We start from the raw sequence: 17,694 nt of genomic DNA, 5'->3' as shown, positions 1-17,694 counted from the left end.
ATGGAAAACTATTAAAATATAAGGGTATGAAAAAGGAGAATCCAGATTCTATTTGGGGAAATGGAATCTGAACAGTGACTGATATGAAAATTAAAGTAGTTGGGGCAATTCTTATTGGCATGCTCATAATGTCTGCATGCTCTTTTTCCAATTCAAAAGAAACAGAACAAAATTCAGTAGAGAATTCTTCAGAAGAAACTTCTGAGGTATTTATTTCACCTGATCAGGCTCCAGAAGATGAATTTAATCCTCAGATGCCGGTACATTCTGGAATATGGCAAGCTGTTGATTATGGCAGAACAAATTATTATTATGAGTTTTCTGAAGGATATATTGGCAGACGTCTTGGCGCAAATGCAGGAGATGTAGAAGAGTTTTCTTATGAAGTAAATGATGGCGATAATTTGGTAATACATTATGCAGACAGAGATGAATATGCCCATTATAGCTTTGGAGATGATGGAAAACATCTTGTACTTACCTATCAAGACTATCAGCAGAACCTTCAGTGGATGTCACACGGAACAATGGAGGACATGGGAGGTTTAGGCTTAACCTTTACAGTAAAAGATATAACCCCATTTGGATGTACTCTGCAATACACTCAGAGCGACGGATATGTCACCGGGGAAATTACTGCAGATAAATATTTTAGTCTGATTGTTCATTCTGAAGAAGATGATGATGAATGGGGAAGTACGGATTATTTTGGTACAGAAGGTCAGACATTCACTATTGAAAAAGACTCATCAGGGGAAATGCAGATTGATTGGACAAGTAAATTGGGAATGCTTGTACTGGGGGATTATGTATTGACTTTTCGGATACGGGATATCAGAAACATTGGTGGAGACTGGGATTCTTTTGACTATAGGGTTTGGTTTTCTGTTCTCGCAAATGATGGTGAAAGCCTTATAGAAAAAGTTGTTACAGAAGCCGGTGCTGATATTAGTGATGCCAGATACTCCGTTGTTTATGATTTTGACAATGATAGTGTCATGGAAGCTTTTGTATATATAGGAAATGCTCCGGATGAATATGCAACATCCGCTGGAGAGGTTTGGTATGTTGACGGCGATAGATGTGCGATGGTAAAAGAGTGTGATAATTTCTTTGTGCATGGGGATAAAGTAATAGACATGTATCCTACCGGGGATTCAGTGGTGGTTGAGCTTGAAGAAGCGTACACAACCAGCACGGTTTCGTATCTCTTCATGCTGGAGAATGGCGAGTGGAAAGAATCGGCCATCTCAGGCATGGGTTATTTCTTTAAACCTGATTATGTCAGTGATTATTGTGTATCAGTGAGTGCATACGATTACTGCGTGGATTATGAAGATGGTAAGGAAGATGATGCTTTATATACTGGTCACACTTGGAAAAACTATTATTTTTACTATGATGAGAAGGTAAGCGATTTCAAAGAGTATGTTGGAAAAGATATATCTGAAGGTGAGCTTAAGGCAGCTTGTGGCTTTGATCTTGCAGCTGAGATCAGAGAAGCGGGATATCAGGTAGATGATATTTTCAAAAGAGAAAATGGCATAATTAACGTCAATTATTCAAAAACAGAAAAAGGTGATGCCGGCACCGTTTATAAAGAATTCCATAACGTGACATATAATGAACTGAATCAGCGATATGCTGACGCTTGGGGAACAAATGGCAATTCCTGGCAGGACTCTGATTTTGGAGGAACATACCTAAAGGCCATTACAGAAAGATAATCATAAATGTTAGCTGGAGTGAGAAAGTGAAGAAGAAGGGAATAATCATATTTTCAGTTTTGGTGGCAATCTTAGCTGTATTAACGATTGCTTATGCTGTACTCAAACATAATGAGACGCCAAATCGTGTTCTCTATAATATTTACTCCGACATTGCTATGTGGGGCATTGTTGTTTGGCAGATTGTTGTTATTGCTTTTGGCATTCTGTTGTGGATAAAGGTGTTTAGGAATGTGCCAAGGCCTGCACTATACATTGGAAGAGGAATGACCGTTGTCTTTTGTTTGTGGGCGATATTGTTCCTTGCCGGGAAATGGCTTGCATTAGCTTTTGACGATACTGATTCGGTTGTTATGGAGCGGGACAGGCTTTTACTTGTAAAAAACATAGGGTATAACGACGAAATCAGCTACTCTATATGGTCAAAGGACGGATTCTTTTACAGAAAGCTAGAGATAGACATCGGGTATTATGCGGACTCGGTAGCAGAGGGCGTTTTTTATTCATATGTCAATGGATTCGCTGATAATACGGGCATTGATCTGAGTGCTTTCAATGAAGAGGAAGTCAAGACAGCGGAGACAAAGAAAAGAGAATATGAGCTTCTCAATAAGTTTATAGAGATAACAGAGGATACGTATCCTGAGAAATTTCAACGTGGTCTTTACTGGCAGGAAAAAGACTGTGCAGACAATAGTATTGGTACCACGCAGGTTCCGATAATTGATGAATATGGCACCCAGGATATGTCATGGTTCTGCGAAAATATCTGCGACTGGCTGAAAGAATGCCTTGAAAAAGTTCCGTACGAGGATGCACCATGGCTATATAAAGAGATATCCATTGCAATGCCATCTGTATCAGGATCATTTGATCCATCCCCTTATATAAGTGGAAAATATGACAGAGATGCTCTTTATGAAGCACTTTATGATTTTGTCGATGGTAAACTGACTTCTGCTGATTATCCTGTAAAGAATCAGAGCTATGGTATGCTGGAATTTGTAGATAATGGGGGAGATGAGTACCTGCAGAGTATAGAACCTGACTGTACATATACAACCAAGGATGGAATTATCTATGGAATGCTTCCTGTAGACAGAGCTGCTGGAAGTAACTATTACTGCTTGGTAGCTTATAAGAAAGTTGGCGGTAAACCATCAGAAGTAAACGAGAATCCTTTCAACGGAATGGGTGGAGAGGCAAAATGGATTGAGTTTATTGATGACACCAATCTTGGCTTTGCCTGCCTTACATACAGTGGTGGAGACGAGGGTATGCTATTTAGGACTGAAGATGGAGGAAAGTCTTTTGTCCAGGTTAATTATCCTTCTGCAAAAGTAAAGCTGTCTGATGGAACAATCTACAATCCGTTTGTAATCCCTGAAAAAGTCTGGGTGGAGGAAGGCAATCTGTACCTGCTCGCAGGTCAGAGCCCATGGTCAGGGGACTATTATAGCGAAGCACTGGGTAAGCACCCATCAGGATTATATGTTTCACATGATGACGGTATGAGTTTTGAGTATGTCGGGGAACAGTAAAAAGAAAAATTGACTTCGTCGTATTGAAAAACAATTAGTCCAGATAGGAATGAAATTGCTAAGACGTTGATCCAAAGAGGAAAGTAGGCTGAATTTGATAGCAGAAATTATTTTTTCAGATCTCTATAGGACAGTTTTGTTATGCATATTATCTGTTTGCATTTCATTCTTTGTGCGAAATGCTACTAAGAGAAAAAGAGTATTAGCATTGTTGGCATATGAAGTTATTATGCTTATGCCTTTCCTTTGGATATTAGTTCTAAGTATTGTTTTTACATACTATGGTGATGGCTCATGGATGTCTCTGGTTCCATGGGAATTGAAATGGATTCTATATTTTACAGCTATTACGATACTACAGTTTCTTGCATATCAATTATTGTGGAAAAAAAGTAAAGCTCTTAAGGCTATGACATTGTTGATGAGCATTATTATTGTTGTGGCTCCATTGTATATACTTGATTTTCAATAGCTAACTGGTGAAAGGTGACTCATGAATATTGAAGATAAAGATATGAGTGAAATTATTGATAGTAATTTTGATGAGCCTGACAAGAAGAATTGGCTGGTCTGGGTATTTACCATTCTATGCATTGCTATTGGTGCTACTGTGCTTATTAAGTTCATTCCTGCCATTACCTCATCTGATGATGCAGTTACTGTGGATTCTGATGAGGATATTGTTGAACTTCCTGTTTACTATGTAGAAAACATGGATGAGCTTCATCTTGATGATACTGATTTTGACATAGCAAACTACTATTTTAGAAATGAGTATGAGTATAATCACTATTATATTGATGATGATAATGTACTTTGGGGTGTGGGTGATAACAGTGAAGGACAGCTTGGCATCGGGAATCGTTCATCTTATGAAAGCACGCCGCAGAAGATGGCAGAGAATGTTATCCATGTTGATGGTGCGGCCTTCTTTGTGATTTATCTTACTGAAAACGGTGAATTATACGGAGCCGGGGCAAACCAAAATGGATTGATGGGATTAGAAAATCCGTATGGAAAAGAATGGATTTATTATGATGATATAGTTGCAGCAACCCCTGTATTGCTTATGTCCGACGTTAAATATGCCAGAGCAAGCCAAAGCGGAATCGTTGCCCTCAAAGATGATGGTTCAGTCTGGTGGTGGGGGCAAATTAGGACTACATCTGCAAAGCATCCTGACGACACAATTGGGTGCAGCTACTCGGAGCCTACGAAAATGCTTGATGATGCAATCTATGTTACCTGCGGTTCTTTCAGCATGGCTGCCATCAAAGAGGATGGTACATTGTGGACCTGGGGCAACAACACCTTTGGAAGCTGCGGATATGACAGTAAGAATCAGGATTTCATAGAAGAACCGGTAAAGGTATTGGATGATGTGAAAATGGTCTGGATGGATGAAGTCAGATTTGAAAATTCTGAGCCATATACCGAAGAAGATGATGAATATGACTATACATATGATACCTTTGCGGAGAAAAAAGACGGCTCATTATATGCATGTGGCAAGTATGTGGACGGCGAAGGAAGTAAGATCTGGGATTTCAAACTATATGGAGATACATTAAGAACTCCTGAAGAATATATGGATGATGGACTTCATGAGCCAGTAGAACTCGTGTATTCCGACAGATTTCAGAGGATACAGTTTAAAGAAAAGAAGGACTGAATATTTATTCGCTTTTTTCGAGTAAAACAGTATTTTGTTATATGTGCAGGAAAAGCATATCGTCTTTTATATACGAAGTATACTAAACACAGAAGAACACAGAATATATGCAACCAAGTTGGTTAATTGATAAATGGGCGGAACTTTCCTATCAGGAAAGTTTTGCTCTCCAAAATCCAACACTTAGTCTGTTATGTTTCGCTATCATGCCATTTAGAATAAGGATAACGAAAACAAACGTAAGTGAGGATGAGGAAATGAAGAAAAGTACGGGTTACAAAGCAATACTCAAAAATTACCAGTATATGAAATTGCTGGTTGCAGGAATAATCAATAGATTTGGGGATTCTATTGATGCAATCGCATCAGCATGGCTGGTGTACGAGCTTACCAGCAATGCTATGTGGTCAGCGATAATTTATGGAGTCAATAAGATTCCATCTGTGTTTATCCAGCCACTTGCCGGAGCCTGGGTTGAGGGAAAAAAGAAAAAGCCAATCATGGTTGTTACTGATCTTATTAGGGCTATCTGTGTGGCAGTAATTGCTACAGGATTCCTTTTTGGATTTCTTAATGCGTGGATACTTGTCATAACGACATTTGTCATCTCGACTGCAGAAGCATTCAGGCTTCCTGCTGGTTCTGCAGTTATCCCCAAGTTACTGAAAAAAGAAGAGATAGCCTACGGAACATCTTTATCCACAGCGATTTCTACAGTTGTTGAACTTATCGGAATGGGCGCTGCAGCCGGAATAATTGCGCTTATTGGCACTGCAGGCGCTATATACATTGATATGGCAACATTTCTTTTGTCAGCACTTATCATAGCTACAATAAAGATTTCTTCAGATGAGGCAAAAGATATCAATGGAAACTTCAAAGCCTATCTTGATACATTAAAGCAGGGCTTTTCTTATATAGCCCACAGCAAAGTGGCAATGTTTCTTGTTCTTTTCGCAGCGTTCCTAAACGGAATCCTGGTTCCGCTCAACAGCTTAATGGCACCACTTGCCAATGAAGTTATTGGCACAGGTGCTGAGACTATTTCAGTAATCAGCATTGCAATCACACTTGGAACGCTTTTGGGAACTGTGATTTATCCTGCTCTGAGCAAATTCATTGGAAAAGAAGTGTTTGTAATAAGTGGAGGTATCTGCATTGGTATTTACTATCTGGCTGTAATTCTTGGCAGACCGTTATACAATAACATAGTAATCACCTATTCATATGTGGCATTTATTAGTTTTACCATGGGAGTGTTTGTTTCGCTTCTTTCAGCCTTCCTGCAGGTGGTATTTATAGAGCTTATCGATGAGCAGTATTTTGCAAGGGCTGCTTCAATAATGAATGCCATGGGAAATGCCGCTATGCCTGTTATGTCTGTTATAGTAAGCCTTCTTGCAGCATGGCTTCCAACATCTGTCATATTCATGGTAGTTGGCGCAATTGATGTACTGGTATGCCTGTATTTAATACTTTCGCATACATTATCGGATATCCTTAGTGGCAAAAGAGATGAGGCTTCCGAAGTACCTTCCAAACTAGCAGAATGTGAGTGAAGGAAAGCATAGTAGTTTATATAGTAATAAGATTAGGTATAGGGGAACCTTAAAATGCAGCACAATTTGAATGAAAACATCAAGAAATACCGCAAAGAAATGAATCTCACCCAGGCAGACCTGGCAGAAGCCTTCGGCATAACAGAAGGCGCAGTCAGCAAATGGGAGAGTGGAAACACCGTTCCGGATATATCTATATTGATGGATCTCGCAGACTTTTTTGACATATCAGTAGATACACTGCTTGGATACAGCATTTCATCTAAGAGTATTGATAGCATCACGGATAGAATGAAAAAGTTTCTTGATGAAGGCAAATATGATGAAGCTATTTCTGTGGCAGAGAAGGCCGCAGTCCGTTATCCGGGGAATTTTAAGATCCTTTATAATTGCGCTTATACTTATGAAACAGTTCTTCCATACAAGAATGAAAAAGAGTATTGCCAAAGGGCTATTGAGCTTTATGAAGCAGCGCTTAGGTATCTATCTCAAAATGATGATCCTGATATAAATGAGTTCTCTATTAAAATGCGAATAGCTTATGCGAAAATTTGGGATGATACTGATGAGGCTTTAATGGATTTCGAAGTACTGAACTACATGGGAACATCCGATGTTCAGATAGCAAGGATCTTAATGAAAAAGGGAAAGACAGATGAAGCCCTTGATAAATACACCAAAACTATGGTGAGAACCCTTATTCAAGACCTTGATCTTGCGGCAGGCATGTACATTGCTCTTATCAGTACCGATAAAAACAAGGCTTTTTGCGAAGCCTCAGAGCTAATGGACTGGTACATGGCTATCATAAATGCTACCAGCAACGGAAAAATAAGCTATTTAACAAAGCTTAAGACTATAGTCCTGGTTTTCAAGGCTATGAGTTTATCCTGTGTCAAAGAGTATGACCTCATGAGAGAGTGTATAGATGAAGCTTATGAAATAGCCAAGGAATTTGATAAAAATCCATGCAATGACTTTAGCGGCAAGATTAAGTTCTGGCATGCCGCAAAGGATCACAACACATCAGTTTATGATGAAGTGGGCCATAGTGCAGTAGATGGCATTGGTAATCTTATGGACGAGATGATGCATAAGCCTACACCTGAAAAAGTAATAAAGAAAATGGAAGCGGCAAAGAAATACTGGGAGAGCATTAAAGAAAAATAATACAATTGGGAGAATGCAATGTATGAAGAAAAATAAGCCTAATGATGGTGCAAGATATGGTTAAGTTTACGTGGTTTAAGGACTTGCTTCCGGAACAGTTACCGGTAAAACAGGTCTATGGAATAGCATTTTCAAATGACAAACGAGTAGTTTTAAGAATTGAGGATGGTAAGTACAAATTGACCGGTGGAAAGCCTGAAAATGTTGAGACTTTTGAAGAAACATTGAAACGAGAATATATTGAAGAATTGAATATTGAACTTGAAGACATATATTACCTGGGGTATTTGTTGGTGGAGGAATATTCAGATAAGTATGCGCAGGTAAGAATGATAGCGAAAATAAAAGATATTCATGATAGTCATATTGATCCGGCTACAGGAAAAATATATGGGAGAGAGATGGTGGCGGCAGATAGGATTAAAGATTATTTAAACTATGCTGATCTTGCAGGTAATGAAATGATTGATGATGCGCTGCAACTTGCCATGAATAATTATTTTTGAAAAAATGGGAGAAGTCAGGATGATGAGAACACTTTTTATTGGTAACAGCCACACATATTTTAATGATATGCCAAAATTATTTAAGGATATATGCAAAGAAAATGGAATAGACATGCAGGTAACTATGCTTACAAAAGGCGGGATGGGACTCGATTATCATGTTGAAAACCAACAGACAAGGTTTAATATTCTCTTTGGTGAATATGATTTTATAATTCTCCAGCATGTAGCTCACCCCATGGGAGATTTTTCTGTTATGGAAGAAGCAGCTGACAAGTTGATGGAGTGGATAAGGATGACGCAATCCAAGCCATGTTTTTATATGACCTGGACCCAAGAAGGTGATGAGACTTCCCAAAAAGAAATGTCAAAGAGGTACAGGAAACTTGCGGAAAAATATGGATGCAAGGTTGCGCCTGTTGGAGAAAAGTGGTGGGAGTATATCCATGAACATCCTGAAGCAGATCTTTTCTATGAAGACAGGAAACATGCGTCATTAGAAGGGTCAAAGCTAATAGCAAGGACTATCTATGAAACTCTTAAGGATGATATGCAGTAAAAGGAATAAATAGTTGCTTTGGGAATAAAGGTGAGAGTATGAACAAATAGGGGATGCTGTACCGTGGCATATCAAAATGAACTATCAAAATACCTTATATTCGTGCTTAACATCAAATTTTTTTTCTATGGCATTCATCATGATATTCATAGTCAGATTGGCCTTCTTCTCAATATCATAATGGATAGTCTTAAGACCCTTGAAATAAATATGAGGATTATCTTCACCGGAAACTACAACCAGGTCCTTGCATTTGGCATTCTGACGGATTATCATTCCCAGCTGCACACCATAAACAAGGACCTTTTTGCCCTTTAGCATAGAATAGTCACTGCCTTCTAAATCTGAGAAAAAGAAAACATTTTCTCTTGGAAGATCTGCCAGCAGGTAATCGCAATATCTTTTATTGTTGTACTTATCAATAACAAGGCAGTAATCCTCACCCAAAATCTCTTTGGCCTGTGAAGCGATACTTTCCATATCAGTATGTATCTGATAAAAAAGAAAATCGTTGATCATCATGTCAAGGCATAGGATAGGAATAAAGTACTGTCCGGACATCTGCTTGAACACAGATTCTTCCAGGTCTATAGCTATTATTCCATCCAGACCATCTATGGGCTTCTGATATTCCGCTGTGGAATCAAGAGGAATGAGCTGGCAGTTGAATCCAATCCTGAAAAACCTGCCGGCCAAAAGATTTATAAGAGAGAGAATCTCTGCGTTTCTGGAGGGAGTATCCGCCATAAGCGTATACATGACGCCGATAGTATAGGCACCCTTTCTGGCATCTATATTCTTGTACTTCTCAGGAATACTGTAGTTGAGCAGATTTGCAACCTGCAATACTTTCTTTCTGGTTACATCACTTATCTTGGTATCCTTTTTGTCATTAAGTACATATGAAACTGTAGCTACCGATACACCGGCCTTAGCAGCAATATCCCGGACAGTAGCTTTCTTTTCGTTGGCCATGATTATACGTCCTCTATAATTAAATTCTAGGTTAACAAGTTAAGTTAATGATAGCAGAGCCATCAGATATTGACAAGAGAAATCTAAAGTGATATTACTAATTTAACAGTTAAGTTAACAAACTTAACATGATGATGCAACTGACAAAAACAAGCTAAATGCTTATGCAAACGGAGGACAAAGCATGAAAAAGAATGGATTTGCAGCAAGAGTTTTAACCAGTACGATGGCAACATTATTTATATTTTGCGGACTTGCAGGATGCGGAGAGAAAGAGGTGCAGGAGGCACCCAAGGAAGAAATTACTATTACTTTTATGAATCAGGATACGACTCTTGGTACAGTTAAAGCTGCAGCAGGTGAACTTTTGGATAAAGCTTCTTATGAAGCATTTGAACAGACAGAAGATGCTGAGTTTAATGGCTGGTTTGAAACTCCATCTTATCTTGAAACCAGCAAAAAAGACCTTTCTGTAGATGCTTTTGAGAAAGATACAACTCTTTACGGAGATTTTAGAGCTAATAGTGTTGCAGAAGATACAAGACACTGGTATATCGCAGGTTCATCCAAGAAAGGAACACTTGCGCTTAACAACTGGGCAGGAAGCCTGAGCGATGAAGAAAAAGCTACATTTGAACTGGTTCCAACCGGAAATGCAACTAATGAATTTGCTCTGACTATAGATCTTTTTGAGGGTGATGAATTTCAGATCATAGCAGACTGGTCATGGGATACACAGAAGGGCTTTGGTAAATTTACACAAATAGATGAGTCTCAGATGGAAAACGCCGGAGGCCTTGCCGGAACAGATGACAAAGCAAATGTTAAGGTTCTGACTGATGGTAACTATACAATTACTCTTACAACAAATCCTGATAATCAGGCGCAGGATACTCTTTCAATAGTAAGAAATTCTGATCCATTGACTGATGGAACAGAAAATCAGTAAAAGGAGCTGTTTAAATGAATCAGTTTGCACTTTTACACATTACAGATTCGGAATACTGTTTTCCTGTATCTGAAAATGAAATTGTCATAAGGCTTCGCACAGCTAAAAATGACATTGAAAGAGCATATATCATCTACGAGAGCAAATATGTTATTGGCAATAGTCAGCAAAAGCTTCAGATGAAAAAGGAACTTTCAGGAGAGCTTTACGACTATTACTCTATCAGGCTTAAACTGGAAGACACCAGACTTGCCTATGTCTTTTACCTTTATGATGGAAAAGAATATTACTATTTTTCTGAGGATGGCGCAACATTCACATATGATTTCACCAAGGGCTTTTACAATTTCTTCCAGTATCCCTACATTAACAGCGCCGATATCCTAAAAAAAGAAGAGTGGTTATCACAGGCCAGCTTTTATCAGATCTTCATCGACAGATTCTGCATGGCAGATGGAAACAAAGATAAGAACTATATTAACCTGAAGTGGGGCGACATTCCTAATGCCAAGAGTTTTGCGGGTGGCGATCTGAAAGGGATCATCTCCAAACTCGAATATATAAAGTCACTTGGATGTGATGCTCTTTACCTTACACCTATTTTCAAATCTCCGTCCAACCACAAGTATGACATTGTGGATTACTTTGAAGTAGATCCAAATTTTGGGGATGAGACAGATCTTACGAATCTGGTAAAAGAACTACATAACAGGGGAATGAAGCTGGTTCTGGACGCAGTTTTTAACCACGTAAGTGAGCTTAACGATAAATTCCAAGATGTAATATCAAAGGGAAAAGAGTCTGAGTATTACGACTGGTTTGTTATAAAAGGCGATTATCCTTATGCTTCGCCGCTGAACTATGAGGTTTTTGCAGGATGTACATATATGCCCAAGTGGAATACATCAAACGTCCAAGTTCAAGATTATCTTATCTCTATCGCCACCTATTATATCAGGGAGTTTGACATAGATGGGTGGAGACTGGATGTATCTGATGAAATCAGCCATGATTTTTGGAGAAGGTTTCGAAAAGAAATTAAAGCAGCCAAAGAATCGGCAGTGATCATAGGCGAAAACTGGCATAATGCAAGTAATTACCTTAGGGGCGATCAGTACGACAGCATCATGAATTATGCATTTACTAAGGCTGCCTTAGATTATTTTGCTTATGGACAGTTGGATGCTCAGGGAATGGCCAATAAACTTAACGATATCCTGGCCAGAAATACTGATACCGTTAATGACATGATGCTTAACCTCCTTGATAGTCATGACACAGACAGATTTTTTAGCGAAGTTCATGAGGATAGAAAGAAACTTAAGGCTGCGCTGGCTCTTTTGTATTTGTTTCCTGGTGCGCCATCGATTTTTTATGGAACGGAGTGCTATACTGTTGGAGGCTATGATCCGGACTGCAGAAGATGTATGGATTTTGCAAAAGATAAAGAGGATACTCTTAATGACTATATAAAACAGCTGGCTGATATAAGAAAAAAGTGCAGCTTCCAGTTTAGCGGCACCCATATTTTTGCTTCGGAGGATAAAAAGCTCTTTTGCCTAAAGAGGCAGGGCAGAAATGGTGACGTGATGCTGTATATAAATGAATCAGAAAGCATTGGAAAAGAAAAAGATATTCAGGTAGCACCTGGAGACTTCAGATTATTTGTTTGTGGAGGAGAAGTTTTATGAAAGGTTTAAAAAATGCGTTCGCACTGCTTTTAATATCATCACTTGGTGTTTGCATGACAGCGTGTGGAAGTGATAACGCCAAAGCAGCAGCTGATTCTGCAAATGGTGAGGTGATCACACTGCGTATTCTTGAAAATGATACTGCTAAGCAGGAGGGATACCTTGATGAACTCTTGTCCGCTTTTAATGAAGCGTATAAAGATAAAGGAATTCAGGCGGTTGATGCGAACATGGAGGAATATAGCAACCTTGCTGAAAACGGCCCTTATGGCTACGGCCCTGATGTGCTTTATCAAGCCAATGATAAGTTGATGGCCTACGCAGAAGATAAGCACATTCTGGCTCTTAACAGGGATGATTTTGAGTGTGCAAGCCTTATCCCGGAAGAAGCCTGGGATGCCTTTACCATAGCAGTTGATGGCAAACAGTACACTTGCGCCATTCCTGTTAATGTTCAGGAGCCCATGCTCTTTTATAGAAAAGATAAGCTGCCTGAAGACTGGGAATCACAGTGGGATGAGGATGGGGACAAGACTCCGGATTTCCTTCAGAACTGGAACAGTTTGTATCAGTATTCCCAGCAAATTGTGGAGACATCTGATGGCCAGAACTATGGACTTGTTGCCTCCTGCAAGGATCTTTATATGATGGCACAGTTTGATTTTTCCTATGGCGGATATGTTTTTGGAAAAGATGAAAATGGCCTTACAAATGCAGAGGATGTCGGCTTTGGTAAAGGTGATGCTGCCAAGGGGATGTTAGGTCTTCGCCAGTTTGCAGGCCTTATGAATGAAGAGTGCATTGATGATTCTATTTCTCAGAACAGATATGCCAAGGTAGCTGATGGTACATATTTTTGCTCTATTTCAACTCCGGATACATATGTTCTTTTCCATGACAGGCTTGCAGATGTATATAAAGCTGAGGGAAGTAGCGATGAAGAAGCTGACCAGAAAGCTACTGAGAATCTGGGAATGGTTGAACTTCCCAGGAAAATGCCGGCTGATGGGGACTTAAGTAAAAAAGGAGATACCGTTGATACTGTAGTAATGGGTGGCGTTAACGGCTATGGAATCAGTGCTTATACAGAACACAGAGAAGCCTGCATTGAGTTTGTAAACTTTGCTACAAGTAAAGAAATGATAAAGAGAAGAGCAGAGATTCTTGGAGTTGCACCAACAAGGTCAGATGTTGCGCAGGAAATGGGTGGAACAACAAGTATGATCTTTGAAAGTCTTAATGCCGGACATATAAGTCTTATGCCGTCTGTTAAGGCTGTTGATCAGATATGGGATCCGATGGGTACCCTTCTTAGTGATGTTGCCAAGGATGCCTTTAGAGAGAAAAAAGGTGAAACTGTCAAATATGCAGATGAAGCTTCAATGCAGGAAGCGCTGGACAAGGCATCAAAGAGTATCTACGATGCAATTTATACTTTGTCTAATTAAGGGAGCTCAACATGAATTCAAGAAATATTAAGACAAAATGCTCCTACGTTATAATGGGACTTGGGCAATTCCTGTACGGACAGAGAATAAAGGGAATGCTTTATATGTCAGTACTTGCCTTATATTTGTGGTATCTTTTTACCGTCGGATTTGGAGATATGGCAGGTTTTTTTACCCTTGGAACTGTGGAGGGTGATCCATGGCTTGGCACAAAGGGTGATGATTCTATCATCATGTTGTTAAGAGGAATACTGGCATTTCTGATACTTATTTCAGTAATCGTGTTTTATCTTTCTAACATAAAAGATGTTAAGAACACAGAAAAGCTAGTGGAGCAGGGCAAGCCTGTTCCCGGCTTTTTAGCATCATTGATGCTGTTTGTGGATAAAAAGTTTTATGTTGTGGCGCTGTTTCTTCCGGTTGCGGGAGTTGCACTGTTCAACGTGCTTCCTATAATTTTCATGATCCTTATTGCTTTTACTAATTATGGTGGGGATATCGTTCCTCCCAAGCTAGTGGACTGGATAGGATTTGGGAATTTTATACAGATCTTTTCCCTGTCAGGAATAAAGGATACCTTTCTAAAGATACTTAGATGGAATGTGATCTGGGCAGTGTGCGCAACGACTCTTAACTATTTTGGAGGATTATTTCTGGCACTTCTTCTGAATAAGAAATGTGTTAGGGGAAAGACCTTTTGGAGAGCCTTCCCTATTCTTGCATACGCCGTTCCAGGATTTATTACCCTTTTGGGATTCAAGTTCATGTTCTCTTATGGCGGACCTATCAATTACTACCTGAAAGTTATGGGACTTGCGCCGGTGGGATTTTTGGATATTGATGCCGGATGGAAAGCCAGAATTATAGGTCTTTTAGTTAATGCATGGATATCAATACCTACTTCAATGTTGCTGGCTACAGGAATACTTTCAAACATGAACAATGAACTCTATGAGGCTGCCAGCCTCGACGGAGCAGGAAGATGGAAGCAGTTTACAAAGCTCACACTTCCTTTTGTGGTGTTTTCCACAACGCCAACACTGATCACCAGCTTTGTAGGGAATTTCAACAACTTTGGTGTATTCTACTTTCTAAGGGGAGGCCTTTATTTGGATGATTATTTCCTTGCAAGTGATACAGACCTTCTCATTAACTGGCTCTATAACCTCTCTATTGACAATAATTACTATGGAATAGGCGCGGCAGTCAGCCTTATCATTTTCGTTATTACTTCGGTGATTTCTCTGGTAACATACGTTAATTCATCAGCATTTAAAAAGGAGGATACTTTCAGATGAAAAAAGAACGACTTTCAGAAGCTGTCGTTACACATATAGTACTTATCTTAGTATCCTTCATATTCTTTTTTCCGGTGTTGTGGCTTGTATTGGCTTCATTTTCAGCCTCTGGATCAATTTATGATTATGACGGATTTTTTCCAAAAAGCTATAGCCTTGGGACCTATCTCAAATTGTTTACGGATACACAGATGTATGACTATCCAAGCTGGCTTAGGAATACTCTTTTTGTGGCTGTTTTCTCCTGTGTACTGTCTACAGTACTGGTAATTCTGACAGCATATACCATGAGCAGATTCAGATTCAAAATGAGAAAACCGCTTATGAAGACCACCTTGGTACTTAGTATGTTCCCTAGCTTTATGGGAATGACGGCTGTGTATCTTATAATGATCAATTTCAATCTGATAAACAATCTGTGGAGCCTTATACTGGTCTATTCAGCAGGGGCACCTATGGGATATCTGGTTCAGAAGGGATATTTTGACACCATAAGCAATTCAATCTATGAAGCTGCTAGAATTGACGGCGCTTCCAACCCTGTGATTTTCTGGAAAGTCACAATGCCATTGTCCAAGCCGATACTGGTATATACTGCGCTGACTTCTTTTGCCTGGCCCTGGAGTGATTTCATTCTTCCTAATTTGCTGTTAAAAAATCGTGATCTATGGACTGTTGCTGTTGGGCTTACTCATTTAGGGGAAACTGAGTTCTCAAGATTTGCGGCAGGAGCTATTTTTATTGCGGTACCAATTGTTATCTTATATTTTTCTTTGTCAGGATTTCTTGTGGCAGGAGTATCTGATGGTGCTGTGAAGCAGTAACAGTTTATCTTTTTCTTAGATATTCAGGGGCTTCTTATCGGGGCGCTTTCCGGACTTGCACAGGCGGCAGGAATCCTTATAGGAAAAAGACTTGGTGAGAAGGAATATGACAAAGCTTATAGTGAATCCCAACAGCTATGTCTATATGGCTTTGCTGGTGCGGTGATATTGTCGACTCTTTTGGTTATTTCAAGGAGTCTGTATATCGGATTGTTCAAGGTGGACTTAGATGTCAGGGGAATTGGTGGGCAGCTTCTTTTGGCTTTTGCAATCCTTGCTCCGGTGAAAGTTATGAATATGATCCTTGGCGGTGGGATTATTCGAAGCGGAGGACGTACCAAGTATATTATGATAATCGACATGTTGGGAACCTGGCTTGTTGGAGTTCCACTTGGTTTGTATGCCGGACTGGTGCTTAAGCTGCCTATTGTGTGGACATATTTTATTTTGTCACAGGAAGAGCTGTTCAGGCTGGTTATTACTATATTTATGTTTAGAAGTAAGAAGTGGATGAATACTATTACATAATCACTATGGTAAGGATGGAAGTTCCATGCTGCGGAGGACTGCAGAGGGCCGCAGAGAATGATATTTGAATTTAAAACGTCGCCCTTACCTGTGCCAGAAATTTTTCTGCAATAGGTGTGAAGGTCTGGTACTTGTTCCAGATAAGATATAGCTTTGTTTCCTGCTTGGGAGAAAGTGGACGGAATACAAGGTCGCTTTCTTCGGAGCAGTCTATCAGATGCTCAAAGGTCAGAAGTATACCCAGGCCTTCCTTGGCAAACATTGATGCATTATAAGAAAGACGGAAGGAACCTTCCAGGTGGAGCTTGGAAAAATTCTCCCCGGCCCATTCCGGGATCTCGATATTCCAGCTTTGTTCAGAGCAGAAGAGTGGCTGTCCTATAAGGTCGGCTACTTTTATGCTCTTTTTCTTTGCCAGGGGATGACTCTTTAAGATAATAGCACCCCAGCGGTCAGTATCAGGGAATGTGACATAGTCATATTTATCTTTGTTAGGTGTTTCGCAGATTACGCCAAAATCCAGTAACCCCTTATCAAGCTTTTCTGTTACCTGCTCAGTATCACCGCTGGTGATGTGGTAGATGAAGGAAGGAAATCTGTCTTTTAGCTTTTTAATCTCTCGGGCAAGATGACAGATCTGATAGGATTCCGCCAGACCAAAGTATATGTCTCCACCTGTGATATCATCCAAGGAGACAAATTCCTGCTCGATCTTATCTGCCATTAAAACAAGATCCTCAGCACGGTCACGCAGTAGCATTCCTTCATCTGTGAGTTTGATGGAAAAACTATGCCTTGTGAATAGTTTTTTTCCAAGTTCTTCCTCAAGACTCTTTAATGCCTTGGAAAGAGTAGGCTGTGTGACATGGAGTAATTCTGCGGCTCGTGACATGTTCTCTTCTCTTGCGACGGCAAGAAAATATCTTAAATTCCTTATTTCCATAAGAATCCCCTTAAATAAAGTGATATGCCAAATGCGAATAGCATGATATTCATTATAACCATTAGCGAAGAGATTGTACATGGATTATAGTGAGGATGTCAGATGAAAACACAACACAAACAGGGAATAAAGAGATGGATACAGAAGCTATCGTTGAATGCCTCAGGCATCTTGGTATTGGAGATGAAACAGAAAAATACAGCAGCACTATTGAAAATAGAGTTAGTGTATGCTAACATTTGAGATAACTGATAATGATTTTCATGATATTAAATATCTATTAAAAGCTCGGTTAGTGCGGATT

The 17,694-nt window shown here is 39.6% G+C and carries 17 protein-coding genes; 15 read left to right on the top strand and 2 right to left on the bottom strand.

Features of this window, described 5'->3' with window-relative positions:
- The first annotated feature begins 83 nt into the window (after positions 1-83).
- From BM086_RS09480 to BM086_RS09445, 8 genes are all read left to right on the top strand, one after another.
- Positions 84-1,727, top strand: a complete 1,644-nt coding sequence (locus BM086_RS09480; RefSeq protein ID WP_092325786.1) for a hypothetical protein — start codon at positions 84-86, stop codon at positions 1,725-1,727.
- 26 nt (positions 1,728-1,753) lie between these two features.
- Complete coding sequence (locus tag BM086_RS09475; RefSeq protein ID WP_092325785.1) at positions 1,754-3,268, top strand: hypothetical protein; 1,515 nt, start codon at positions 1,754-1,756, stop codon at positions 3,266-3,268.
- A gap of 94 nt (positions 3,269-3,362) precedes the next feature.
- A complete protein-coding gene (locus BM086_RS20505) occupies positions 3,363-3,740 on the top strand; it encodes a hypothetical protein (RefSeq protein WP_141107724.1) in 378 nt (125 codons plus the stop codon).
- Positions 3,741-3,782: 42 nt separating this feature from the next.
- Positions 3,783-4,940 (top strand): RCC1 domain-containing protein, encoded by a 1,158-nt coding sequence (locus tag BM086_RS09465; protein ID WP_175560190.1) that lies wholly within the window; start codon positions 3,783-3,785, stop codon positions 4,938-4,940.
- A 257-nt stretch (positions 4,941-5,197) separates the two neighbouring features.
- Complete coding sequence (locus BM086_RS09460) at positions 5,198-6,499, top strand: MFS transporter (protein ID WP_092325782.1); 1,302 nt, start codon at positions 5,198-5,200, stop codon at positions 6,497-6,499.
- Between the two features lie 54 nt (positions 6,500-6,553).
- Positions 6,554-7,669, top strand: a complete 1,116-nt coding sequence (locus tag BM086_RS09455; protein WP_092325781.1) for a helix-turn-helix domain-containing protein — start codon at positions 6,554-6,556, stop codon at positions 7,667-7,669.
- Positions 7,670-7,725: 56 nt separating this feature from the next.
- On the top strand, positions 7,726-8,175 hold the full coding sequence (locus BM086_RS09450; protein WP_175560189.1) for an NUDIX domain-containing protein: 450 nt from the start codon (positions 7,726-7,728) through the stop codon (positions 8,173-8,175).
- A 19-nt stretch (positions 8,176-8,194) separates the two neighbouring features.
- On the top strand, positions 8,195-8,734 hold the full coding sequence (locus BM086_RS09445) for a hypothetical protein (RefSeq protein WP_092325779.1): 540 nt from the start codon (positions 8,195-8,197) through the stop codon (positions 8,732-8,734).
- An 84-nt stretch (positions 8,735-8,818) separates the two neighbouring features.
- Here the strand turns inward: BM086_RS09445 and BM086_RS09440 are convergent, their stop codons facing one another.
- On the bottom strand, positions 8,819-9,709 hold the full coding sequence (locus tag BM086_RS09440; protein ID WP_092325778.1) for a LacI family DNA-binding transcriptional regulator: 891 nt from the start codon (positions 9,707-9,709) through the stop codon (positions 8,819-8,821).
- Positions 9,710-9,893: 184 nt separating this feature from the next.
- Here BM086_RS09440 and BM086_RS09435 point away from each other — a divergent pair, with 184 nt between their 5' ends.
- Genes BM086_RS09435 through BM086_RS09410 form a run of 6 tightly spaced genes read left to right on the top strand, consistent with a single transcriptional unit; the run spans position 9,894 to position 16,447 of the window.
- Positions 9,894-10,658 carry a hypothetical protein gene (locus tag BM086_RS09435; RefSeq protein ID WP_092325777.1) on the top strand — a complete coding sequence of 255 codons (765 nt, stop codon included), beginning with the start codon at positions 9,894-9,896 and terminating at the stop codon, positions 10,656-10,658.
- A gap of 14 nt (positions 10,659-10,672) precedes the next feature.
- Positions 10,673-12,349 carry a glycoside hydrolase family 13 protein gene (locus BM086_RS09430; RefSeq protein WP_092325776.1) on the top strand — a complete coding sequence of 559 codons (1,677 nt, stop codon included), beginning with the start codon at positions 10,673-10,675 and terminating at the stop codon, positions 12,347-12,349.
- Positions 12,346-13,797 carry a sugar ABC transporter substrate-binding protein gene (locus BM086_RS09425; RefSeq protein WP_092325775.1) on the top strand — a complete coding sequence of 484 codons (1,452 nt, stop codon included), beginning with the start codon at positions 12,346-12,348 and terminating at the stop codon, positions 13,795-13,797. The genes BM086_RS09430 and BM086_RS09425 overlap by 4 nt, the downstream gene beginning before the upstream one ends.
- An 11-nt stretch (positions 13,798-13,808) precedes the next feature.
- Positions 13,809-15,095: a carbohydrate ABC transporter permease gene (locus BM086_RS09420; protein WP_092325774.1), complete on the top strand. Its 1,287-nt coding sequence runs from the start codon at positions 13,809-13,811 to the stop codon at positions 15,093-15,095.
- Positions 15,092-15,919, top strand: a complete 828-nt coding sequence (locus tag BM086_RS09415) for a sugar ABC transporter permease (RefSeq protein ID WP_092325773.1) — start codon at positions 15,092-15,094, stop codon at positions 15,917-15,919. The genes BM086_RS09420 and BM086_RS09415 overlap by 4 nt, the downstream gene beginning before the upstream one ends.
- Before the next feature lie 6 nt (positions 15,920-15,925).
- Entirely contained in the window at positions 15,926-16,447 is a 522-nt protein-coding gene (locus tag BM086_RS09410) for an MATE family efflux transporter (RefSeq protein ID WP_092325772.1), read from the top strand.
- A gap of 70 nt (positions 16,448-16,517) precedes the next feature.
- Here the strand turns inward: BM086_RS09410 and BM086_RS09405 are convergent, their stop codons facing one another.
- Positions 16,518-17,390: a LysR family transcriptional regulator gene (locus tag BM086_RS09405; RefSeq protein WP_092325771.1), complete on the bottom strand. Its 873-nt coding sequence runs from the start codon at positions 17,388-17,390 to the stop codon at positions 16,518-16,520.
- Between the two features lie 95 nt (positions 17,391-17,485).
- Here BM086_RS09405 and BM086_RS20885 point away from each other — a divergent pair, with 95 nt between their 5' ends.
- The gene (locus BM086_RS20885; RefSeq protein ID WP_175560188.1) at positions 17,486-17,626 is read left to right on the top strand and encodes a hypothetical protein; all 141 of its coding nucleotides are present in this window, start codon (positions 17,486-17,488) and stop codon (positions 17,624-17,626) included.
- Positions 17,627-17,694: the final 68 nt, after the last annotated feature.

Source organism: Butyrivibrio sp. YAB3001, from assembly GCF_900112195.1.
In the GTDB taxonomy this organism is placed as follows: Bacteria; Bacillota; Clostridia; order Lachnospirales; family Lachnospiraceae; genus Butyrivibrio.
The sequence above is the reverse complement of the archived record's forward strand: the minus strand, read 5'-3'. Positions and strand labels throughout refer to the sequence as shown.